19 protein-coding genes and 2 tRNA genes are annotated in these 20,695 nt (G+C 71.2%); 6 read left to right on the forward strand and 15 right to left on the reverse strand.

Annotated elements, in window-relative coordinates; all coding sequences use genetic code 11:
* Positions 1–22 precede the first annotated feature (22 nt).
* From JNO44_RS22180 to JNO44_RS22200, 5 genes are all read right to left on the reverse strand, one after another.
* Entirely contained in the window at positions 23–1,594 is a 1,572-nt protein-coding gene (locus tag JNO44_RS22180; RefSeq protein ID WP_205365801.1) for a class E sortase, read from the reverse strand.
* Positions 1,591–2,247 carry an aminodeoxychorismate/anthranilate synthase component II gene (locus tag JNO44_RS22185; protein WP_039634771.1) on the reverse strand — a complete coding sequence of 219 codons (657 nt, stop codon included), beginning with the start codon at positions 2,245–2,247 and terminating at the stop codon, positions 1,591–1,593. Before JNO44_RS22185 ends, JNO44_RS22180 begins: the two co-directional genes overlap by 4 nt.
* On the reverse strand, positions 2,244–2,420 hold the full coding sequence (locus JNO44_RS22190) for a hypothetical protein (protein ID WP_205365802.1): 177 nt from the start codon (positions 2,418–2,420) through the stop codon (positions 2,244–2,246). Before JNO44_RS22190 ends, JNO44_RS22185 begins: the two co-directional genes overlap by 4 nt.
* Positions 2,421–2,501: 81 nt before the next feature.
* Entirely contained in the window at positions 2,502–3,188 is a 687-nt protein-coding gene (locus JNO44_RS22195; RefSeq protein WP_205365803.1) for a class E sortase, read from the reverse strand.
* Positions 3,189–3,224: 36 nt separating this feature from the next.
* Positions 3,225–3,995 (reverse strand): DUF881 domain-containing protein, encoded by a 771-nt coding sequence (locus JNO44_RS22200; RefSeq protein WP_205365804.1) that lies wholly within the window; start codon positions 3,993–3,995, stop codon positions 3,225–3,227.
* Positions 3,996–4,172: 177 nt separating this feature from the next.
* On the opposite strand from JNO44_RS22200, the gene crgA reads away from it, so the two are divergent.
* Positions 4,173–4,427 (forward strand): cell division protein CrgA, encoded by a 255-nt coding sequence (gene crgA / locus JNO44_RS22205; RefSeq protein WP_039634763.1) that lies wholly within the window; start codon positions 4,173–4,175, stop codon positions 4,425–4,427.
* Between the two features lie 255 nt (positions 4,428–4,682).
* Here the strand turns inward: crgA and JNO44_RS22210 are convergent, their stop codons facing one another.
* The gene (locus JNO44_RS22210) at positions 4,683–5,597 is read right to left on the reverse strand and encodes a rhomboid family intramembrane serine protease (protein ID WP_205365805.1); all 915 of its coding nucleotides are present in this window, start codon (positions 5,595–5,597) and stop codon (positions 4,683–4,685) included.
* A gap of 196 nt (positions 5,598–5,793) precedes the next feature.
* The gene (locus tag JNO44_RS22215) at positions 5,794–6,321 is read right to left on the reverse strand and encodes a peptidylprolyl isomerase (RefSeq protein WP_205365806.1); all 528 of its coding nucleotides are present in this window, start codon (positions 6,319–6,321) and stop codon (positions 5,794–5,796) included.
* A gap of 291 nt (positions 6,322–6,612) precedes the next feature.
* Between JNO44_RS22215 and JNO44_RS22220 the strand changes: the two genes are divergently transcribed.
* Positions 6,613–7,332 carry a DUF5324 family protein gene (locus tag JNO44_RS22220; protein ID WP_205365807.1) on the forward strand — a complete coding sequence of 240 codons (720 nt, stop codon included), beginning with the start codon at positions 6,613–6,615 and terminating at the stop codon, positions 7,330–7,332.
* Between the two features lie 87 nt (positions 7,333–7,419).
* Here JNO44_RS22220 and JNO44_RS22225 read toward each other — a convergent pair whose 3' ends face one another.
* Positions 7,420–8,340 (reverse strand): LysR family transcriptional regulator, encoded by a 921-nt coding sequence (locus JNO44_RS22225; protein WP_205365808.1) that lies wholly within the window; start codon positions 8,338–8,340, stop codon positions 7,420–7,422.
* Between the two features lie 93 nt (positions 8,341–8,433).
* Between JNO44_RS22225 and JNO44_RS22230 the strand changes: the two genes are divergently transcribed.
* Both JNO44_RS22230 and JNO44_RS43600 read left to right on the forward strand, forming a co-directional pair.
* Positions 8,434–9,666, forward strand: coding sequence for an MFS transporter (locus JNO44_RS22230; protein ID WP_240167611.1), 1,233 nt, complete (start codon positions 8,434–8,436; stop codon positions 9,664–9,666).
* Complete coding sequence (locus JNO44_RS43600; RefSeq protein ID WP_240167612.1) at positions 9,615–9,812, forward strand: hypothetical protein; 198 nt, start codon at positions 9,615–9,617, stop codon at positions 9,810–9,812. Before JNO44_RS22230 ends, JNO44_RS43600 begins: the two co-directional genes overlap by 52 nt.
* Before the next feature lie 91 nt (positions 9,813–9,903).
* On the opposite strand, the gene JNO44_RS22235 is transcribed toward JNO44_RS43600, so the two are convergent.
* Positions 9,904–9,976, reverse strand: a tRNA-Ala gene (locus tag JNO44_RS22235).
* Between the two features lie 129 nt (positions 9,977–10,105).
* Between JNO44_RS22235 and JNO44_RS22240 the strand changes: the two genes are divergently transcribed.
* Both JNO44_RS22240 and JNO44_RS22245 read left to right on the forward strand, forming a co-directional pair.
* Positions 10,106–10,654, forward strand: coding sequence for a helix-turn-helix domain-containing protein (locus tag JNO44_RS22240; RefSeq protein WP_039634751.1), 549 nt, complete (start codon positions 10,106–10,108; stop codon positions 10,652–10,654).
* Between the two features lie 67 nt (positions 10,655–10,721).
* Positions 10,722–12,143, forward strand: coding sequence for a serine/threonine-protein kinase (locus JNO44_RS22245; protein WP_205365809.1), 1,422 nt, complete (start codon positions 10,722–10,724; stop codon positions 12,141–12,143).
* A gap of 75 nt (positions 12,144–12,218) precedes the next feature.
* Here the strand turns inward: JNO44_RS22245 and JNO44_RS22250 are convergent, their stop codons facing one another.
* The 6 genes from JNO44_RS22250 to gyrB all read right to left on the reverse strand — a co-directional run bounded on the left by JNO44_RS22250 (position 12,219) and on the right by gyrB (position 20,353).
* A complete protein-coding gene (locus JNO44_RS22250) occupies positions 12,219–14,078 on the reverse strand; it encodes a vWA domain-containing protein (RefSeq protein WP_240167613.1) in 1,860 nt (619 codons plus the stop codon).
* A 274-nt stretch (positions 14,079–14,352) separates the two neighbouring features.
* Entirely contained in the window at positions 14,353–14,487 is a 135-nt protein-coding gene (locus JNO44_RS22255; RefSeq protein ID WP_003958712.1) for a DLW-39 family protein, read from the reverse strand.
* Between the two features lie 245 nt (positions 14,488–14,732).
* A tRNA-Ile gene (locus JNO44_RS22260) sits at positions 14,733–14,806 on the reverse strand.
* Between the two features lie 100 nt (positions 14,807–14,906).
* A complete protein-coding gene (locus JNO44_RS22265) occupies positions 14,907–15,608 on the reverse strand; it encodes a DUF3566 domain-containing protein (RefSeq protein ID WP_235093804.1) in 702 nt (233 codons plus the stop codon).
* Positions 15,609–15,623: 15 nt separating this feature from the next.
* Entirely contained in the window at positions 15,624–18,248 is a 2,625-nt protein-coding gene (gyrA, locus tag JNO44_RS22270) for a DNA gyrase subunit A (RefSeq protein ID WP_205365812.1), read from the reverse strand.
* Between the two features lie 50 nt (positions 18,249–18,298).
* Entirely contained in the window at positions 18,299–20,353 is a 2,055-nt protein-coding gene (gyrB, locus tag JNO44_RS22275; protein ID WP_275695761.1) for a DNA topoisomerase (ATP-hydrolyzing) subunit B, read from the reverse strand.
* Between the last annotated feature and the right edge of the window lie 342 nt (positions 20,354–20,695).

Consider the following 20,695-nt stretch of genomic DNA (forward strand, 5'->3'; position numbering starts at 1 on the left):
TAGCTCCCCTTCAGTTGTCCGCTCAGCCGGCGAGCGCTTCCGGTTTGCCCTTGCTCCGTGGCCGCTCGTCCACCATCTTGCCCCAGACGATCAATCGATAGGTACTGGTGAACTCCGGGGTGCACGTGGTCAGGGTGATGTACCGCCCCGGGCCGGTGAATCCCGAGCCGGGCGGGACCGGGCCGATCACGCTGGTGTTGCTGGGAGAGGTCTGCGGGAGGACGCTCTCCATCTCGTAGGTGTAGTAGGCGCTCTGCGTCTCGACGACGATCTTGTCGCCCTTGGTGAGGCGGTTGATGTAACGGAACGGCTCGCCATGGGTGTTGCGGTGGGCGGCGACGGCGAAGTTGCCGGCCTTGTCCCAGGGCATCGCGGTCTTGATGCCGCTGGCGGCGTCGTAGTGGCCGATCATGCCGTGGTCGAGAACGGAGTGCTTGTCGATGCCCTGGGCGATCGGGGCCTTCACGTCGAGCTTGGGGATGTACATGATGCCGAAGCGCTCGCCGTCCGCGAGGTTCTTCTTCTCGCCGCCGCCCTGCTCCCACTGGTGCTGAAGGTTGTTGGCGGCGCCGCCGGCCTCCTCGTCGGCCATCACGTTGGTCCACCACAGCTGGTAGGTGACGAACAGCAGCATCAGCACGCCGAGGGTGATGAACACTTCGCCCAGTGCGCGGCTGGCGATCAGGCCGGGGCTGTCCTTGGCGGCGCGCTGCGCCCGGCGGGCCTCGACCCGGGTCATGGGGACCTTGGGCGCCTCGGCGTCCGTCGCGGCGGCCGAGGCCGAAGCGGAGGCGGTGCGTGCGCTGCGTCGGCCGTGGCGCCCCCCGCGTTTGGCGGCGGCCTGGGCGGCCTTGCGGCGGGCCGCGCGGCCACCCGTCACCAGGGCGGCGGTCGTGGTTTCACGTGAAACGGCGATGGCGGCGTCGGTTTCACGTGAAACGGTCGCGCTGGTTTCACGTGAAACGGTGTCGTCGCCGGACTGCTCGGCCTGGCGCAGCGCCATGGTGGCGTCGTCCGACTGCGAGGGAACCCCGGCCGGCGCCGGGCGCACGGGGCGGCCGGACCGGGAGGGAAGCAGCGGGGGGATCGTGGGGAGGGGCGCGGTGAGGGCCTCCGCGACGCCACGTGGATCGGGTATCGGCTCCGCGGGCGGGGCGTATCTGCCGTGGCCGAGGCCGCCGTTCACCTGACCGTAGGCGTCGGCTTCGGAGCCGTAGGGGCGCGGGGGCGGCGGGCCAGGCGTCGTGTCCTCGGGGCCGGGTTTGCGGTGCCGGGCCGGTCTCCGCGGCGGCGTTGGCGTCGTCGGCGGCGGCTCGGGGCGGCCGGAGGCGGCGGGGTCCTGGCGGGGCCGGAACCAGGGGGAGCCCTCTGTCGCGGTGCCCCCGTCGGCGCGGGCGGTCGGTGCCTGCTGCCCGTAGGGGGCCGGGTGGGGTGCCGGGGAGCGGCCGGGCAGGGGGTCGTTCAGCGGGTCGTCGAGCCGCCCCACCGCCGTCTCGAACGCGTCGGACTGCCCGTACGGGGCGGACGGCGCGGACGGCTGCTCCTCGTACGGCTCGTAGGGCCGTCCTTCGTGCTCGGGGCGTAGCGCGGTCACGCGCCGGCCTTGCCGACCACCGGGGCAAGCCCCGCCGAACGCTCCACCGCTTCCTTGTCGCCGCACTCCACCAGCCAGTTGGCCAGCATCCGGTGTCCCCATTCCGTCAGTACCGACTCGGGGTGGAACTGCACGCCCTCCACGGGGAGTTCACGGTGCCGCAGCCCCATGATGATCCGGCCGCCGGGGGCGTCGTCGGCCTCCGTCCAGGCGGTGACGGCCAGTTCGTCGGGGACGGTGTCCGGTTCGACGGCCAGGGAGTGGTAGCGGGTGGCGGTGAAGGGCGAGGGCAGTCCGGCGAAGACGCCGGCGCCCTCGTGGAGGACGGGCGAGGTCTTGCCGTGCAGCAGTTCGGGGGCGCGGTCCACCACTCCGCCGTAGGCGACGGCCATCGACTGCAGGCCCAGGCAGACGCCGAACACCGGGACGCCGGTGTCGGCGCAGTGCCGGACCATGTCGACGCAGACGCCGGCCTGCTCGGGGGTACCGGGGCCCGGGGAGAGCAGCACGCCGTCGAAGCCGTCCTGGGCGTGGCGCGGGGCGACCTCGTCGTTGCGCAGTACCTCGCATTCGGCACCGAGCTGGTAGAGGTACTGGACGAGGTTGAAGACGAAGCTGTCGTAGTTGTCGACGACGAGAATCCGTGCGGTCATCGGGTGGCTGCCATCCCTTGGTCGACAGTGACGTCATTGAAGGGGAGCAGTGGCTCCGCCCACGGAAAGACCCACTGGAAGAGCACGAAGACCACCGCCAGGCCGAGCAGCACGGAAATCAGCGCCTTCACCCACGTGTTGCCCGGCAGATGCCGCCAGATCCAGCCGTACATGGTGTCGCTGTCCCCTTGCCGATGCCGTTGACGATGTCGATTGCGACACCAGAGTAAGGGGAGAGGCTGTGCGCAGGTGGGTCAGCCGGTCAAAGCCGATGGCCTTCCTTGTGTGACGGGTTGGGTGGAATCGAGGTGTGCCCAGGCGATCAGCCGGTGGCTGTGGCCCCACTCCGGTTCGCAGGTGGTGAGGGTGAGATAGCGGCCGGGGCCGGTGAAGCCGGACTTCCGCGGCACCGGGTCGATGACGCCGATGTCGGTGGGCAGGGTCGTGTAGGGCCGGTTGTCGATGCGGTAGGTGAACCAGGTGGTGCCGTCGGTGAGGACCACGGCGTCCCCGGGGCGCAGCCGGGGGAAGTCCTTGAAGGGGTCGCCGTAGGTGCGGCGGTGGCCGGCCACGGCGAAGTTGCCGGTGGCGCCGAGCCGGGCGGTGCGGTCGTAGTGGCCCAGGCCGCGTTGGAGGACGTCGGTTCCGGTGCCTTCCAGGACGGGTTTGGCCCAGTCCGGCCCGAAGCGGGGGATGTACATGACGGCGAAGGAGCGGCCGGGCCCGTAGCGGCGGGGCGGGGCGGTGGGTGTGGGGGCGGGGGCTCCGGCGGCGACCGGGCCGGTGGACCACTGGTCCTGGAGCCGGCCGATCTCGCTGTCCATCGCGCTGTCCGCCCGGACGCCGGTCCAGTAGAGGAGGTAGACGACGAAGAGGACGATCAGTGTGCCGGCGGTGAGGCAGATTTCGCTGGCCGTCCGTACGATCCACCGCGTCGTCATCGGGCCGCCCCTCCCCGCCGGCCCGCGGTCTGCGGGCTACGGCTTCACAGGCTGTGCGTAGTGGAGATCCACTGTGCCGGAGTAGCCGGGAAGAGTCACCGCATCGTGCTGGTCGACTTTCCAGCCGAGGCCGTAGGCGTTGACGTACTGGAGGTAGTTCTGGATGGCGGGGGACGCGGTCAGCGCCTGGTTGAGGGCGTCCCGGTCGCCGACCGCGGTGATCTTGTAGGGCGGGGAGTAGACCCGGCCCTGGAGGATCAGCGTGTTGCCGACGCAGCGGACCGCGCTGGTGGAGATCAGCCGCTGGTCCATGACCTTGATGCCCTTGGCGCCGCCGTTCCACAGGGCGTTGACCACGGCCTGGAGGTCCTGTTGGTGGATGACCAGGTCGTTGGGCTGGGGTTCGGGGATGCCGGGGATCTTGGCGGTGGCGTTCGGCGGGGCGTCGGTGAGGGTGACGGTCAGGCCCTGGCCGGACAGCGGCTTGGTGCCGGCGCTCTGCTCCAGGCCCTTGAGCCTGGCCTCTTCCGTGGCGGAGGGGCTGGTGTCGCGGCGGGCGAGGGCGTCGACCTCGGCGCGGAGACCGGCGTTGCGCTCGTCCTGGGCGCCGTTTTTGTGGCTGCGTTCCTGGATGAGGTCGGACAGCCGCAGCATCGAGTCGTCCGAGCGGAGGTTGGTGCCGCGGGCGGTGTCGAAGCTCAGCCAGAACATCAGGCCGGCGAGCGCGAAGACGAGGAGGGTGAGGAGTCGGACGGGCCGCAGCCGGGGACGTGGAGGGCGCCCGGGGGAGCCGGCGGAAGTGCTCAACGTACCCTTACTCCTTACGACGCCGCGGAAGCACTACGCTAACGGACGCCTGGGAAGGAAATCCGTTCCCCTCGTGTCCGTACCCTGGCTCCCGACCCGTACCGCTCCCGTGCGGCGGGGAGACCACCCGCTCACCGTCGGGAGTGGGGGAGCAGCACATCGACAGGAGAGTTCCTCGTGCCGAAGTCACGGATCCGCAAGAAGGACGACTTCACGCCGCCGCCGGCGAAGACCACCAGCCTGAAGATGAATTCAGGTCGTGGCTGGGTCGCGCCGCTGATGTTGGCGATGTTCGTGATCGGGCTCGCCTGGATCGTGCTGTTCTACGTCTCCGAGGGCGATCTGCCGATCAAGGCGATGGGCAACTGGAACATCGTGTGCGGCTTCGGCTTCATCGCGGTGGGCTTCGGCGTCTCCACGCAGTGGAAGTAGCGCGCCCCTCCTGGGGATAGCGCAAGCCCTACCCAAGGCCATCCACACAGTTATCCACAGTCGGGGAAAACTTCAGAAGATCTGTGGATAACCCTCGGGAGGTTGACGCCGGTGTGACCGGCGGTACCCCCCGATGCCGGCCCCCGCCCCCGCCCCTTCCTGCGGAAACGCCATTCTGCGGGGTGTCGGGGCCGGCTTCCGCACAGCATGCACAAGATCCTTCACGGACTGTGGACAACGTGGCCCCGCGGGGCCTCAACCCACCAGCTGAAGGGTCCGTACCCACACCACCGCGACGATCGCGAGCAGGGCGACCACGCACGTCCCGACGTGCACCAGCGTGCGGCGGTCCCGCGGCGCGTGCACCATCCCGAACGCCACCGCGGCGCCCACGACCAGTCCGCCGACGTGCGCCTGCCAGGCGATATTCGGCCACAGGAACGTGAAGGCCAGGTTGAGGGCGAGCAGGATCAGGACCGGCTTCATGTCGTACCGCAGCCGCCGCATCAACACGGCGGTGGCGCCCAGCAGCCCGAAGATCGCGCCGGACGCCCCCAGCGAGGGCTGGTTCTGGGCGGCCATGAGGAAGGACAGGGCGCTGCCGCCCAGGCCGGAGAGCAGGTAGAGCGCGGTGAAGCGGAGCCGGCCGAGGGCCGCCTCCAGCGGCGGGCCCAGCCACCACAGCGACAGCAGGTTGAAGGCGATGTGGGCGATCTGCTGGTGCAGGAAGACCGCGGTCAGCAGGCGGTACCACTCGCCGTGGGCGACGCCGACCAGCTGATAGCGGCTGGGGTCGATGGCCAGGCCGATCATGTCGAGCCGGTTGACCAGGTCGGTACCGGCCTGTTGGGCCACGAGCACCGCGATGAAGACGGCGACGTTCAGGCCCAGAAGGATCTTGGTGATCAGCCGGGGGTCGGCGGTGAGGGTGCCGCCCGCTATCGTGCGCGGCGCGCTGGCCTGCGGCGCCGGGCCGCTGCCGCCGCCGGTGCGGACGCACTCCGGGCACTGGAAGCCGACCGACGCGCTGATCATGCACTCGGGGCAGATCGGCCGGTCGCAGCGGGTGCAGCGGATGCCGGTCGGGCGGTCCGGGTGGCGGTGGCAGCCGGGCAGGCCGTCGTGGCCGTGCGCCTGCTGCGGCTCCTGCGGGCTGCCTGGCTGGTCCATCGGTCCCCTAAAGTCCTCGTTCTCGCCGGGACGCGGGCGCACCCCGCCCCCAGCCACCGCCCCACAACAAGCTTCGCGCCCCGCCCACCCGTCGCCCGGCCACCGCCCCACAACGAGCTTCGCGCCCCGTCCCTATCATCTACGACTGGACGGGGCGCGATGGTTCCCCGGACCGGTCCGGGGCGCAAGACCCGGGTCAGCGGGTCTCGATCACCACCGACTCGATGACGACGTCCTGCACGGGACGGTCGGTGCGCGGGTTGGTCGGGGTCTCGGCGATGGCGTCGACGACCTTCTTGCTGGCCTCGTTGGTGACCTCGCCGAAGATGGTGTGCTTGCCGGTCAGCCAGGCCGTCGGGGACACGGTGATGAAGAACTGCGAGCCGTTGGTGCCCGGGCCGGCGTTGGCCATGGCCAGCAGGTACGGCTTGGTGAACGCCAGGTCGGGGTGGAACTCGTCGGCGAACTTGTAGCCGGGGCCGCCGGTGCCGTTGCCCAGCGGGTCACCGCCCTGCAGCATGAAGCCGCTGATCACACGGTGGAAGACGGTGCCGTCGTAGAGACGGGCGGTGGTCTTCTGGCCGGTGTTCGGGTCGATCCACTCCCGCTCGCCGTTGGCGAGCTCGACGAAGTTCTTGACCGTCTTGGGGGCGTGGTTCGGCAGAAGCCGGAGTTCGATGTCGCCCTGGTTCGTCTTCAGGGTGGCGTAGAGCTGCTCAGCCACGATCTACCTTCCATAAGTCTTCGCGGACGGTCACCGATCCTGTCATGAACGACCGCCGGGCGCCGGGCCGCCACCACTTGACGGGGTTCGCACTGATTTCCCGCGCAGGATGCAACGCCGCGTGGCATGGTCGTCACAAGACTCCGGAAAGTCCCCAATGACCCGGATGCCCGCTCGCACATGCCGTGCGGACAGCGAGCGGGCATGCTCGTCAATCGGGTGGACAGGCGACAGAGCACAGGTGGGGGAGCAGCCCCCAGACCAGGAACCCCACCGAGGAGGAGGATCCCCGTGACCCGCAAGGACAGCGTGCGCGCCGCGACCCACACGGCCAAGGACAGCGTGCGGCACGCAGCGGAGGTGGTGGCTCCCTATGCCGGTACGGCCAAGGACGCCGCCGTCCACTACTCGCACGAGGCGCGCACCCGGCTGGCTCCCAAGGTCGCCGAGGCGGCCCAGCAGGCCCGGTCCCAGTACGACACCCACCTGCAGCCGCGGATCGAGCACGCCCGCGGCGCGCTGCCGCCCAAGGTGGACGCGGTGGCGACCCGGGCCGCCGTCCGCACCCGTCAGGCGGCCCGCCAGGCTGCCGACTACACCGCCCCGCGGTTGGAGAGCGCGATGGTCACCGCGCGGGCGGCGGCCGAGCCGGTGCGCGAGGAGGCGTTGGCCAGGGGTGCCGTGGCGCTGGCCGCGCTCCGCGGGGAGGTGACGGCCGCGGAGGTCGAGAAGCTGCACCGGAAGCAGTGCCGCCGGGCGGCCTGCGGCAAGGCCGCCAAGCGACTGGCCCTGCTGGGCCTGGTGGTGGCCGGTGCGGTCGCCGCCTGGAAGTGGTGGGACAAGCAGGCCAACCCGGACTGGCTGGTCGAGCCGCCGGCGCCCACCGAGGTCGGCGACCGCGGCCACCTGAGCGCCGTGGACGGCAGTCAGGGCACCTCGCTCGACCCCGAGGTCCAGGCCAAGCAGGCCGAGTCCGACTCCGACGAACGGCGTGGCGGCGGCACCGCCTGACCCCCTTTCGCACCCGTCGACGGGCCGCGCACTGGTGCGGGGCGGGGCCCGTCGGCGGGTGCCGGCGCAGGCCCGGTGGGCGGCAGCTCAGGACACCTCGGCCCGGCTCCCCTGCCCGGCCAGCGGGTCGGCCCGCCGGGCCAGGTCGAGGAGGGCCTGCAGGGGCCGTTCGGCGAGGCCGAGGCGGGGGTGCCACTGGGCGATGATGCTGACCGGGCGGAGCGGCTCGACGAGCCGGAGGGTGACCAGGTCGCCCTGTTCCAGCTCCCGGGCGACGGCCAGCGCCGGCAGCAGCGAGACGCCCTGGCCGTGGGCGGTCAGCCGGAGCAGCGCGGACAGCGAGCCGGTGACCGTCGCGGTGTGCGCCCCGGCGAGCAGGTCCCGGCCCAGGTGGTCCACCAGCATCTCGGAGGTGCAGCCCCGCTCGGCGACGAGGAACGGGCAGTCCAGGAGGTGATCCGACGTCACCCGCTCCTGCCGGGCCAGCGGGTGGCCGGGCCCCGCCACCAGGACCGTGCGGTCATGGCCGACGACGGCGTGCGGGCCGACCGCCCGCTGCCCGTTGTCGTACTGGAACGCCACGTCCACTTCGCCCGCGCCGAAGGCCCGTTGCACCCGGTCGCGGTTGCCGACCGTCAGCTCGACCTCGGTGCTGGTGCCCGGCCCGGCCGCGCCGTACTCCAGGGCCGCCAGCACCTCCGGCATCCAGGCGTGCGCCAGCGACTCCTGGGCGCCGATGCGCAGTCGGGGGCGCTCGCCGCGTGCGGCCCGGCGCATCCGCTCGTCCAGTTCCAGCGCCTCGCGGGCGTGCGGCAGCAGGCGCCGTCCGGCGTCGGTGAGCGTGGCGCCGGTGCCGGCCCGCACCAGGACCGTCGCGTCCAGCTCCGCCTCCAGGCGTTTGAGCTGGGCGCTCACGCTGGACTGGGCGTAGCCCAACTCCTGGGCGGCGGCGGAGATTCCGCCGTGTTCGACGACGGCGACGAAGGCGCGGAGGTAGCGGGAGTCCACCCCGCAAGGATGCCACCGGCCATCGAGGTTTCCGATGGGGATATCGGAAGTGCGGTGTCGCGGGCCGGGCCGGTCCGGGGCGACCGTGCTGCCATGACCACCGACACCCGCGCGCCGGCCACCGGCGCCCTCGCGCCGGCACCCGCCCGCTCCCGGCTCGCGTTCGCCGGCATCGCCGCCGGCAATCTGCTCGTCCTCCTCGACACCACGATCCTCAACGTCGCCCTCCCCGACCTGCGGCGTGCGCTGCACCCGGCCGCCGCCGCACTGCCCTGGGCGGTCGACGCCTACACCGTGGTCTTCGCCGGACTGCTGCTCGCCGCCGGGGTGTTCGCCGACCGGTGGGGCGCGCGCCGGATGTACGTCGGGGCATTGATCGGCTTCGCCGTGCTGTCCGTGCTCTGTGCCGCGGCGCCCGGTGCCGGCGCGCTGATCGCCGGGCGGGCGCTGCTGGGGGCGGCCGGCGCCGGGCTGGTGCCGGCCTCACTGGCGCTGCTCATCGCGCTCTATCCCGACCCCGCGCGGCGCACCCGGGCGATCGGCGCCTGGGCCGCACTGAGCGGACTGGGCGCGGCGGCCGGCCCGGTGCTGGGCGGCGGCCTGGTCGAACTCGGCGGCTGGCGGCTGGTGTTCCTGGTGAACCCGCCGATCGCGCTGGCCGCGCTGCTGCTCGCCCGCCGGCTCCCGGCGCCGGCTCCGCGGGCCGCCGGCGCCGCGCCACACACCCTGGACCGGTCCGGGCTGCTGCTGTCCACCGGCGCGCTCGGCGCGCTCACCTTCGGGCTGGTCCAGGCCGGCATCGAGGGCTGGTCCGCGCCGTCCGCCTGGGGGCCGCTCGCGGCCGCGGTGGTCGCCTTCGTCGCGCTGGCCGCCGTGGAACGCCGGGTCGCGGCGCCCGTGCTGCCGCCGGCGCTGCTCGCACTCCCCCGGGCACGGTCCGCCGTGCTGGCCGCCGCGGTGTCCTGCTTCGCCTACTTCGGCGGGATGTACCTGCTCGCCCTGTGGCTGCAGCGCACCTACGCGCTCTCGCCGCTCGCCGCCGGGCTGGCCTCCCTGCCGCTCACCTTCCCGGTGTGCGTGATGCCGTTCTTCACCGGACGGCTGGTGCCCGGCACGGCGCCCGTCCGGTGCTGCTGGCCGGGATGGCGGCCACCGCGCTGGCCGGCGGGCTGCTGCTGCTCGCCGGCGGCCGGCCGCCGCTCCCCCTGCTGGTGGTGGCCGAGCTGGCGCTCGCCGCCGCGGGCACCCTCTCCATCCCGGGTGCCGCCGCCGCGATGGCCGTCGAGGCGCCGGCCGAGCTGGCCGCCACCGCGCAGGGCGCCCTGAACGGGATCCGGCAGGCCGGCTCGGCGTTGGGCGTGGCGGTCCTGGGCACCCTGGGCGGGCCGCGGGATGCGGGCCTGGTGCTCGTCGTCGCCGGGCTCGCGGCGGTCCTGCTGATCTTCCGCGCGGGCGCCACGGGCCGGCGGTGACGGCCGCCGCCGCGACGGCCCGGCCCCGCCCTCAGCGGCGCACAAAAAGACCCCTCCGGCTGCGTTCCCACAGGTCGGAGGGGTTTGGGGGTGGAGCCTAGGGGAGTCGAACCCCTGACATCTGCCATGCAAAGACAGCGCTCTACCAACTGAGCTAAGGCCCCTTCGCCGAACAGGGTACCCGGTGTCGGGGTGCTTTCCCGACCGGGTATCGCCGCGCACCGTCGCTCTCCGTAGGATGCTTCGCGAGATTCGCGGCAGCGAAGCGCGATCGGGGATACAGGGGAGACGGCATGGATGCAGCACAGCAGGAAGCCACCGCGCGGGCCCGGGAGCTCCAGCGCAGTTGGTACGGAGAACCTCTGGGCGCGCTGTTCCGCCGTCTGATCGACGACCTCGGGCTGAACCAGGCCCGGCTGGCCGCGGTGCTCGGTCTGTCCGCGCCGATGTTGTCCCAGCTGATGAGCGGGCAGCGCGCGAAGATAGGCAACCCGGCCGTGGTGCAGCGGGTGCAGGCGCTGCAGGAGTTGGCCGGTCAGGTCGCGGACGGTCGGGTCAGCGCCGCCGAGGCCACCGACCGGATGGAGGAGATCAAGAAGACGGCGGGCGGGTCGGTGCTGAACAACACCACCCAGAACACGTCGTCGACGGGCGCCACCACCGTGCGCCGGGTGGTGCGGGAGATCCAGTCGCTGCTGCGGTCGGTCTCCGACGCCGGCGAGATCATCGACGCGGCCAACAGCCTCGCCGCCACCCACCCCGAACTGGCAGAGTTCCTCCGGGTCTACGGTGCCGGTCGCACCGCCGACGCGGTCGCCCACTACGAGTCGCACCAGAGCTAGGGCCAAGCGCGGTCGGCCGCAGGCGAGTTGGCCGCAGGGAGTCGGATCCAGCAGCGGACGGGGCGCAATGGGTGAGATCTTCGCCGGTCGGTACGAGCTCGTGGACCCGATCGGTCGGGGCGGGGTGGGCGCGGTCTGGCGCGCCTGGGACCACCGGCGCCGCCGTTATGTGGCGGCCAAAGTGCTGCAGCAGAGCGATGCGCACACGCTGCTGCGCTTCGTCCGCGAGCAGGCGCTGCGGATCGACCATCCGCACGTACTGGCCCCGGCGAGCTGGGCGGCGGACGACGACAAGGTGCTGTTCACCATGGATCTGGTGCACGGCGGCTCGCTGGCCCATCTGATCGGTGACTACGGCCCGTTGCCGCCGCGGATGGTGTGTGCGCTGATGGACCAGCTGTTGGCCGGGCTGACCGCCGTGCACGCCGAGGGCGTGGTGCACCGGGACATCAAGCCAGCCAACATCCTGCTGGAGGCCACCGGCACCGGCCGTCCGCATCTGCGGCTGTCCGACTTCGGCATCGCGATGCGCAAGGGCGAGCCGCGACTGACCGAGACCAACTACGTGGTGGGGACGCCGGGTTACTTCGCGCCGGAGCAGATGCTGGGTTCCGAGCCGGACTTCCCCGCGGACCTGTTCGCGGCCGGACTGGTCGCACTGAGCCTGATCACCGGCGCCAAGCCGGACACCGAGGCGCTGGTCCGGCGGTTCATGGACCACGGCGGCATACCGAACGCACCCGAGGACGTGCCGGAGCCGCTGTGGCAGGTGCTGGCGTCGCTGCTGCACCCGGACCCGGACGCCCGGTTCAGAACCGCGACAGGGGCCCGGAAGGCGCTGCTGGCGGCGGCCGATCTGCTGCCGGAGGTGACGCTGGAGGACGAGGTCGTCGAGGTCTTCGACCACATCGGGCCGCTGCCGTCGGGGTTCGGTCCGGACGGGCCGCTGCGCGGCGCTCCGGGCGGGGACACCACCGGGCGCACCGGCGTGGCCGCCGCCGGGGCCACGGGAACCGCCGGGACCACCGGGGGCCAGGGCACGGACGCCGTCCAGGCGCCCCTGTCGGGCACCGGGAGCTTCCACCTCGCGCCGCCGGAACCGTCCGTCCCGCCGCTGCCGAGCACCCCGCCGCCCTTCGCTCCGCCGACCGCCCCACCGCCGAGCACCCCGCCGCGCGGCACCGTCCCGGCCCCGCCGACCACCCCGCCCCGGACCCCGGCGCCGGCCGCCCCGGCCCCGGCCCCGATGCCGCGGTACGAGCCGACGGCCGCGGCACGCCCGGAGCCGTCCGCGACCCGCCCGTACACCGCCGGACAGCCGCCGCTGCCGGGGCAGCATCCGCCGACCGGAGGCGTCGGGGTGCCGGCGGTGCCTCCCCCGGCCGGGCCGGTACGGAAACCGGGACCGCCCCCGAAGGTCGCGATCCCGGTCCTGATCGTGGCGCTGCTGTGCATCGCGATCGGGGTGTGGTCGCTGCTCGCCGGCTGACTTGCACCCGGCAGGAGGGCCGGCGCGGTCAGCGCCGCCAGGACGGCGAGCGCCGCCGTCCCGTTGGGCCTGCGCTCACCGTGCGTCGCCCGGCACCGGCTTGCGGCGGGCCCGGGCGTACGCCGTGCCCAGCCCGGCCAGCATCAGGACGCCCACCACGCCCACGGAGACCCCGGCGACCCGGAGCCCGGACCAGCCGCCGCTGTCCGTCGCGCTGTCGGTGGGGCCCGAATCGCCGTCGGGCGCCTGCCCCTTGATCGCCGCGGCACCGGCCTCCGGCCCGGCCTTGGCCCGTCCCAGGACGGCGACCCGCAGCACCACGCCGATCCGCGGGTCCTGTGCGACCTGGGCGGCCCTGGCGCCGAGCGTCACCGCGATGTAGAAGTCGCCCTTGGCGTGGACGGGGATGACGTTGGGGTGGGTCTCGTAGCGGTTGGTCCAGGAGACCGGCACCGTCCCCATGCTCAGCGAGGCCGGCCGCCCGTTGTAGGGCACCTGTGGGTTGAAGACGCCGGTTCCGCTGCCGACCGGGGCCCGGAACGGCGTGTAGACCTGGGTGCTGCCGAACGAGGTGTGGGAGCTGCCCTCGGAGCGCGGTTCGTTGGCGAACTCCACGTCGTAGCGCAGCTGTTGGCCCCAGCTGACCGGCACCTTGTACCAGAGCGTCTGCGCCGGGAGGATCTGGTCCCGCCAGACGCCCGGGCCCAACGGGCGGGCGTCGTTGAATCCGGTGCCGCCGGTGACGTCCTTGGGCGCCGTGGTGGGCAGCTCGGCGTTCTTGCCGCCCGCACCGTACTCCGGGGACGACTGTGCGGGGGTGGTGCCCTTCGGCAGCGGATGTTCCACGTGAAACATCAGCTCCATCGGCCAGCGCGCGGCGTCCGAGCCGGTGTCCGCATGGCGCTCGACGACCAGCCAGTAACGGCCCGCCTTGTCGCAGGTGCCGGTGCCGCTCTGCGTCGGGATGCGGCTGACGCCCGAGGTCAGCGGCGTGGCCCCCTCCCGCTGCCCGAACAGGGCGGTGGAGGACTCGCAACTGCCGTCCTTGTCCCGGACGATCTGGGTGCGCAGGGTGTCGAGGTAGTCGATCGCCGCACCGGACGGTGGCACCACGGTGGCCGAGAAGTCTGCCGCCGAGGCGGCGTCCAGGTCGACGGCGTAGTACCGCTTCTCGTTGGGCCCGATGCTGTCCAGGTACTGCCCGGGGGCGACGACCGGTGCGCCCGTCCGGTCGTCGGTGCCGCGGACCTGCTTGCCCTGGAACCGGTAGCCGCTCGCGGAGAGTTGGCCGGCGCGCTGGAGCTGGCGGGTGAGCGACCGGGCGTCGGGGGCGTCGTAGTACTGGCCGTTGCCGGACTTGGCGATGCACTCCAACTGGGCGCGGGCGCTGCCGGCCACCTGGAAGCCGACGACGTCGATGTGCAGATCGCCGCCGGACGTGGCGAGTTGGGAGGCGATCTGGCACGGCGACGGGGTGTGGCAGGTGTCCTCCCCGTCGGAGATCAGCACGATGGTGCGCTTGCCGACGCCACCGGCGGCCGGCTTGGGGAGGTCCTGGGCGGCCTTGGTCAGGGAGAGCCCGATGGGGGTGTCGCCCTTGGGACGCACGCCCGCCACGGCCTTTTTGAGGCCGTCCCGGTCCAACGGGGCGACGGGCTGGGCGAGCCGGGTGTCGTCACACCCCTTGGGCTTGTCCGCGCCGTAGACCCGCAGGCCGGCGGGATAGCCCTCGGGCAGGCCGTCCACGAGTGTGCCGACGGCCCGGCGGGCGTCGGCGATACGGGTGCTGCCGGCCCCGTCGCTCCCGGCCATCGAGCCGGAGGAGTCGAGGACCATCACCAGTCCGCTGCCGTCGGCGGCCGGCGCCACCTGCGGGGCCGCCGTGGCGGGAAGCGCCGCCGCGACCGGGAGCACCGCCGCGGCCAGGGCCAGCACGGCTCTCCCCCAGGCTCTCGCCCCGGTTCGGGCGGGGGGTACCCCCACCGCCGGCGCCACCGCCCCGCTGCGTGGTGGTCGTGCCATGTCCTCGTCCCCCTCGCGTCTGCCGGTCACAGCCCGGACATCGACTTCAGGACCAGCGACTTTGCCGCTGCAACCCATCAATGTGCGATAGCAAACCCACAAGCCCGTGTTCCCGCCCCGGTACGTACGAAACCCCGGCCGCCCATGGGCAACCGGGGTCCATACGAAATGTGCTGTGCGTGTGGTCTCACACACCCGAACCTGCGGGCACGGAGTCGGTCGCCTCCGTCCACAGATCCTGCTCGGCGCGATCCGCCTGGATCTGGCGGTACACGAGGAGCCCGCCGATGGCGGCCAGTGCGACCAGGAGAAGCTTCTTCACCGCGCGACCTCGTCTTTCGTTGACGTAGGGGACCCTATGTCGGCCGATGATACACACCGGTCGATACCGATCGGTTATCTAGCCCGCACTCGGCAACACCTCATCCGGAGGTGCGCGAAGGCCCCAACTCCCGCCCCATCACAACGAATCACACCCGGATCCGGTTCCCCCGCCCCGAAAAGACCGCGCGGCAGGCAAAAGCATCGGCCCGACCGGAGAAATCTCCGGCCGGGCCGACTGTGCGGTGCGGCTACCAGGACTTGAACCTGGGGCCTCTTCCTTATCAGGGAAGCGCTCTAACCGTCTGAGCTATAGCCGCTCGCTCGCTGCACCAGAAGATTAGCGCACTTCAGAGGCGTTCCCAAAATCGGTTCCCGATGCCTTGGGAACGCCCGGCGCCGCCCCCCTTCCGGGAGCGCTCACTCGTCCTCCGCGAGCGTCAGCTCCACGCCGCCCACGAAGCCCGCTGACAGGTTGTAGATGAACGAGCCGAGGGTGGCCAGCGCGGTCGCCAGCACCACGTCGATCACCGCGATGACCGAGGTGAACAGCAGTACCCGCGGCAGCGAGAGGAACGACTGCAGATCGAAGCCACCGCCCTCGGCTGAGCCGGTCGCCTCGCTGAGGGTCTTGCCGACCGTGGAGAAGACGCCCATCGCGTCCATCACCATCCACAGCACCGCCACCGCCACCACCGTGCAGATGCCCAGCGCGATGGACAGCAGGAAGCTGACCTTCATCACCGACCAGGGATCGGTGCGCGCGACCCGGAGGCGGGCCTTGCGCGTCCGCGGCGCCGTGCTGGCGCCCGTACGCGGCTTGCGCACGGCCTGGCCGGCTTCGGCCCCGCCGCCGCCCGGGTGGTACGCCTGGGGCGGCTGGTAGGGCTGTTGTACGCCTCCCTGCGGCTGTCCCTGGCCACCGCCCCCGGCCGGCGGCTGGGGCTGGGGTTGCGGCTGTCGGGTATTCGTCACGGTTCCCCCCTCATGGGCGCCCTCGCCCCGGATGCCGTCGGACGCGACGGAGCCACGGGCGCTGCGTTCCCTTTCGGTTGCGGGTTCCGCCGCGGAGTCCGAAGTGACTCCCGCATCTCCCGTCGCAGCGCCCGTGGCTCCACTCACGACCTACTCCTCGTGTTACTCCGCCGCGGGCTGCTCGCCCTCGACTGCGGTGGCCCCGGGCTCCTCGGCCGCGCCGGTCTCCTCGGGCCCGTCGGGCCCGTCGACCTCCTCGGCCTCGCGGCCGGCCTCGGCGTTGCGCGCGATGCCGACGACGGCATCCCGCTTGCCCAGGTTGATCAGTTGGACGCCCATGGTGTCACGGCCGGTTTCCCGCACCTCGTTGACCCGCGTGCGGATCACGCCACCGCCGAGCGTGATCGCGAGGATCTCGTCGGCCTGCTCCACGATCAACGCCCCGACCAGCGAACCCCGGTCCTCGACGATCTTGGCGGCCTTGATGCCGAGGCCGCCGCGGCCCTGGACACGGTACTCGTCGACCGCAGTGCGCTTGGCGTAGCCGCCGTCGGTCGCGGTGAAGACGAAGGTGCCCTCCCGGACCACGTTCAGCGACAGCAGCTCGTCGCCCTCGCGGAAGCTCATGCCCTTCACACCGGAGGTGGCCCGGCCCATCGGGCGCAGCGCCTCGTCGGTCGCGGTGAACCGGATCGACTGGGCCTTCTTGCTGATCAGCAGCAGGTCGTCGGTCTCCGAGACCAGCTCGGCGCCGATCAGCTCGTCGTCCGTGCCGTCCTCCCGCTCGCGGAGGTTGATCGCGATCACGCCGCCGGAGCGGGGCGAGTCGTAGTCCTTGAGCGGGGTCTTCTTCACCAGGCCGCCCTTGGTCGCGAGGACCAGGTACGGCGCCGCCTCGTAGTCGCGGATCGCCAGGATCTGCGCGATCTGCTCGTCCGGCTGGAAGGCCAGGAGGTTGGCCACGTGCTGGCCGCGGGCGTCCCGTCCGGCGTCCGGGAGTTCGTACGCCTTGGCGCGGTAGACCCGGCCCTTGTTGGTGAAGAACAGCAGCCAGTGGTGGGTGGTGGAGACGAAGAAGTGGTCGACGATGTCGTCTTCCTTGAGCTTGGTGCCCCGCACGCCCTTGCCGCCGCGCTTCTGCGAGCGGTAGTCGTCGGTCTTCGTCCGCTTCACATAGCCGCCACGGGAGATGGTGACGACGATGTCCTCCTCGGCGATCAGGTCCTCGATGGACATGTCGCCCTCGAAGGGCACCAGCTTGCTGCGCCGGTCGTCGCCGAACTTCTCGACGATCGCGGCCAGTTCCTCGCTGATGATCTGGCGCTGCCGCTCCGGGGAGGCCAGGATCGCGTTGTACTCGCTGATCTTGCGCTGGAGCTCGTCGTGCTCGGCGGTGATCTTCTGGCGCTCCAGGGCGGCCAGCCGGCGCAGCTGCATCTCCAGGATCGCGTTCGCCTGGATCTCGTCGATGGTCAGCAGGCCCATCAGGCCCTCGCGGGCGATCTCGACCGTCTCGCTGCGCCGGATCAGCGCGATGACCTCGTCGATGGCGTCCAGCGCCTTGAGCAGACCGCGCAGGATGTGCGCCCGCTCCTCGGCCTTGCGCAGCCGGAACTTCGTCCGGCGGACGATGACCTCGATCTGGTGCGTGACCCAGTTGCGGATGAACGCGTCCAGGGAGAGCGTGCGCGGCACCCCGTCGACCAGCGCGAGCATGTTCGCGCCGAAGTTGGTCTGCAGATCGGTGTGCTTGTAGAGGTTGTTGAGAACGACCTTGGCGACCGCGTCCCGCTTGAGGACGATGACCAGCCGCTGGCCGGTACGCGAGGAGGTCTCGTCGCGGACGTCCGCGATGCCGCCGATCTTGCCGTCCTTGACCAGGTCGGCGATCTTCTGCGCGAGGTTGTCCGGGTTGACCTGGTAGGGCAGCTCGGTGACCACCAGGCACTGGCGGTTCTGGATCTCCTCGACCGCCACCACCGCGCGCATCGTGATCGAGCCGCGGCCGGTGCGGTACGCCTCCTCGATGCCCTTGCGGCCCACCACCAGCGCGCCGGTGGGGAAGTCCGGGCCCTTGACCCGCTCGATCAGCGCGTCCAGCAGCTCCTCGCTGGACGCCTCCGGGTGGGCCAGCGCCCACTGCGCGCCGTCCGCGACCTCACGGAGGTTGTGCGGCGGGATGTTGGTGGCCATACCGACGGCGATACCGGCCGAGCCGTTGATCAGCAGGTTGGGGAAGCGGGACGGCAGGACCGTCGGCTCCTGGTTGCGGCCGTCGTAGTTGTCCTGGAAGTCGACAGTCTCCTCGTCGATGTCCCGGAGCATCTCCATCGACAGCTGCTTCATCTTGCACTCGGTGTACCGCATGGCGGCGGCCGGGTCGTTGCCCGGAGAACCGAAGTTGCCGTTGGAGTCGACCAGCGGCATCCGCATCGACCACGGCTGCGCGAGGCGCACCAGCGCGTCGTAGATGGAGGTGTCGCCGTGCGGGTGGTACGTACCCATGACGTCGCCGACGACGCGGGCGCACTTGTAGAAGCCCTTCTCGGGGCGGTAGCCGCCGTCGTACATCGCGTACAGCACGCGGCGGTGCACCGGCTTGAGGCCGTCGCGCACGTCGGGCAGCGCACGCGACACGATGACGGACATCGCGTAGTCGAGGTAGGAGCGCTGCATCTCCGTTTCGAGCCCGACGGGCTCGACGCGCATTCCGACGCCTTCGATGGTGGCGGGCGCGCCCTCGGCGGTCACGCCGTCCGGGGTCACAGGGGGGTTCTCGTCGGCCATGGTGGTTCAAAGTCCTTTCGAGCTGCGGCTGTTGTGCGGGCCGACAGGGCTCAGATGTCGAGGAAGCGGACGTCCTTGGCGTTGCGCTGGATGAACGAGCGGCGTGCCTCGACGTCCTCGCCCATCAGCACGGAGAACAGGTCGTCCGCGCGGGCCGCGTCGTCCAGCGAGACCTGGCCGAGGACACGGTGGTCGGTGTCCATGGTCGTGATGCGCAGTTCCTCGGCGTTCATCTCGCCGAGACCCTTGAACCGCTGGATGGAGTCCTCGCGGATCCGCTTGCCGTTCTGCTTGCCGCGCTCGATCAGCGTGTCCCGCTCCGGGTCGGAGTAGGCGTACTCGAAGTCGTCCCGACTCCACTTGATCTTGTACAGCGGCGGGCGGGAGAGGTAGACGTGGCCGGCCTCGACCAGCGGGCGCATGAAGCGGAACAGGAAGGTCAGCAGCAGGGTGTTGATGTGCTGACCGTCGACGTCGGCGTCCGCCATCAAGATGATCTTGTGGTACCGGAGCTTCTCGATGTCGAAGTCCTCGTGCACGCCCGTGCCGAACGCCGAGATCAGCGCCTGGACCTCGTTGTTCTGCAGGATCTTGTCGACCCGGGCCTTCTCGACGTTGAGGATCTTGCCGCGGATCGGGAGGATCGCCTGGTACTCCGGGTTACGGCCGGACTTGGCCGAGCCGCCGGCGGAGTCACCCTCGACGATGAAGATCTCGCACTTGGTCGGGTCGTTGGACTGGCAGTCGCTCAGCTTGCCGGGCAGCGACGCCGTCTCCAGCAGGCCCTTGCGGCGGGTCAGGTCGCGCGCCTTGCGGGCCGCGACCCGGGCGGTGGCCGCCTGGATGCCCTTGCGGATGATGTCCGCGGCCTCGTTGGGGTTGCGGTCCAGCCAGTCGTTGAGGTGCTCGTGGACGACCTTCTGGACGAAGGTCTTCACCTCGGTGTTGCCCAGCTTGGTCTTGGTCTGGCCCTCGAACTGCGGCTCGGCGAGCTTGACCGAGATGATCGCCGTCAGACCCTCGCGGATGTCCTCGCCCGTGAGGTTGTCGTCCTTCTCGCGGAGCAGCTTCTTGTCGCGCGCGTAGCGGTTGATCAGGCCGGTCAGCGCGGCGCGGAAGCCCTCTTCGTGGGTACCGCCCTCGTGGGTGTGGATGATGTTCGCGAAGCTGTAGACACCCTCGCTGTACTGGGTGTTCCACTGCATCGCGAGGTCGACGGAGAGGTTCCGCTCCTTGTCCTCGGCCTCCACCGAGACCACCGTCGGGTGCACCAGCTCGCCCTTGCGGGAGTTGAGGTACTTCACGAAGTCGACGATGCCGCCCTCGTAGTGGTACCGCACCGAGAGCGGCTTGCCGTCCTCGTCCACGTGGTCGGCGCGCTCGTCCTTCAGCGAGATGGTCAGCCCCTTGTTGAGGAACGCCATCTCCTGGAAGCGCCGGGACAGCGTCTCGAAGCTGTAGGTGGTGGTCTCGAAGATCTCGGGGTCGGCCCAGAAGGTGACCGAGGTGCCGTGCTGGTCGGTGGCCTCGTGCTTGGCCAGCGGGGCGGTGGGCACGCCCTGCTTGTAGTCCTGGGTCCAGCGGTAGCCGTCCGTGCAGATCTCGACCGAGACCCGGGTCGACAGGGCGTTCACCACGGAGACGCCCACACCGTGCAGACCGCCGGAGACCGCGTAGCCGCCGCCGCCGAACTTGCCGCCGGCGTGCAGGACCGTCAGCACGACCTCGACGGCCGGCTTGTTCTCGGACGGCACGATGCCGACGGGGATACCGCGGCCGTTGTCGTCGACCCGCACTCCACCGTCGGCGAGGATCGTCACCTCGATGGTGTCGGCGTAGCCTGCCAGCGCCTCGTCGACGGAGTTGTCGACGACCTCCTGCACGAGGTGGTGCAGGCCGCGCTCGCCCGTTGAGCCGATGTACATGCCGGGGCGCTTACGAACCGCGTCCAGGCCCTCAAGGACGGTGATCGCGCTGGCATCGTACGACTTCTCCACCGAGGAGTCGCCCACGGCACCGGCCGAACCCCCCTCTTCGGTAGAAGCCATGTTGATCTCGTTGAGGTCGCCGGAGTCGGCCACGAAGCGCCCTTTCTGGCACAGCACGAGCCCTTCCACACCTGTTGCGATCTCCCCGCGAAGGACAGGTGGGAGCGGCTCGTCGTTCGACTTGTTCCGCGAGTGGGCGGGATTGCTACCAGTCTACCGGTAGCGCCGACACTCATGGGGGTTTGCAGGCACCTGAGTCGTCATGTGCCGCCCTGAATTGACGTCCGCCGACTCCCCATATGCGAGACGGGGCCTCAGGGCGCTCACGCGGGCACTCAGCGCTTCGGGCTGTCAACCGCCGGCTACCGTGAGCGGAGTCTCATGCGTCACACGTGTTTACAAGGCCCGCACAGGAGTGCGTCGTTTCACGTGAAACGGCCCCTGACCAGCCGAGAAAGC

It is taken from the genome of Streptomyces noursei (assembly GCF_016917755.1).
Lineage (GTDB): Bacteria > Actinomycetota > Actinomycetes > Streptomycetales > Streptomycetaceae > Streptomyces > Streptomyces yunnanensis.

What these genes read in the sequence shown, in the direction of transcription:
- JNO44_RS22230 (WP_240167611.1), top strand. Translation starts at nt 8,434, where the DNA reads ATGACCACCGACACCCGCGCGCCGGCCACCGGCGCCCTCGCGCCGGCA.
- JNO44_RS22190 (WP_205365802.1), bottom strand. Translation starts at nt 2,420, where the DNA reads ATGTACGGCTGGATCTGGCGGCATCTGCCGGGCAACACGTGGGTGAAG.
- JNO44_RS22210 (WP_205365805.1), bottom strand. Translation starts at nt 5,597, where the DNA reads ATGGACCAGCCAGGCAGCCCGCAGGAGCCGCAGCAGGCGCACGGCCAC.
- JNO44_RS22195 (WP_205365803.1), bottom strand. Translation starts at nt 3,188, where the DNA reads ATGACGACGCGGTGGATCGTACGGACGGCCAGCGAAATCTGCCTCACC.
- JNO44_RS22245 (WP_205365809.1), top strand. Translation starts at nt 10,722, where the DNA reads ATGGGTGAGATCTTCGCCGGTCGGTACGAGCTCGTGGACCCGATCGGT.
- JNO44_RS22240 (WP_039634751.1), top strand. Translation starts at nt 10,106, where the DNA reads ATGGATGCAGCACAGCAGGAAGCCACCGCGCGGGCCCGGGAGCTCCAG.
- gyrA (WP_205365812.1), bottom strand. Translation starts at nt 18,248, where the DNA reads ATGGCCGACGAGAACCCCCCTGTGACCCCGGACGGCGTGACCGCCGAG.
- JNO44_RS22185 (WP_039634771.1), bottom strand. Translation starts at nt 2,247, where the DNA reads ATGACCGCACGGATTCTCGTCGTCGACAACTACGACAGCTTCGTCTTC.
- JNO44_RS43600 (WP_240167612.1), top strand. Translation starts at nt 9,615, where the DNA reads ATGGCCGTCGAGGCGCCGGCCGAGCTGGCCGCCACCGCGCAGGGCGCC.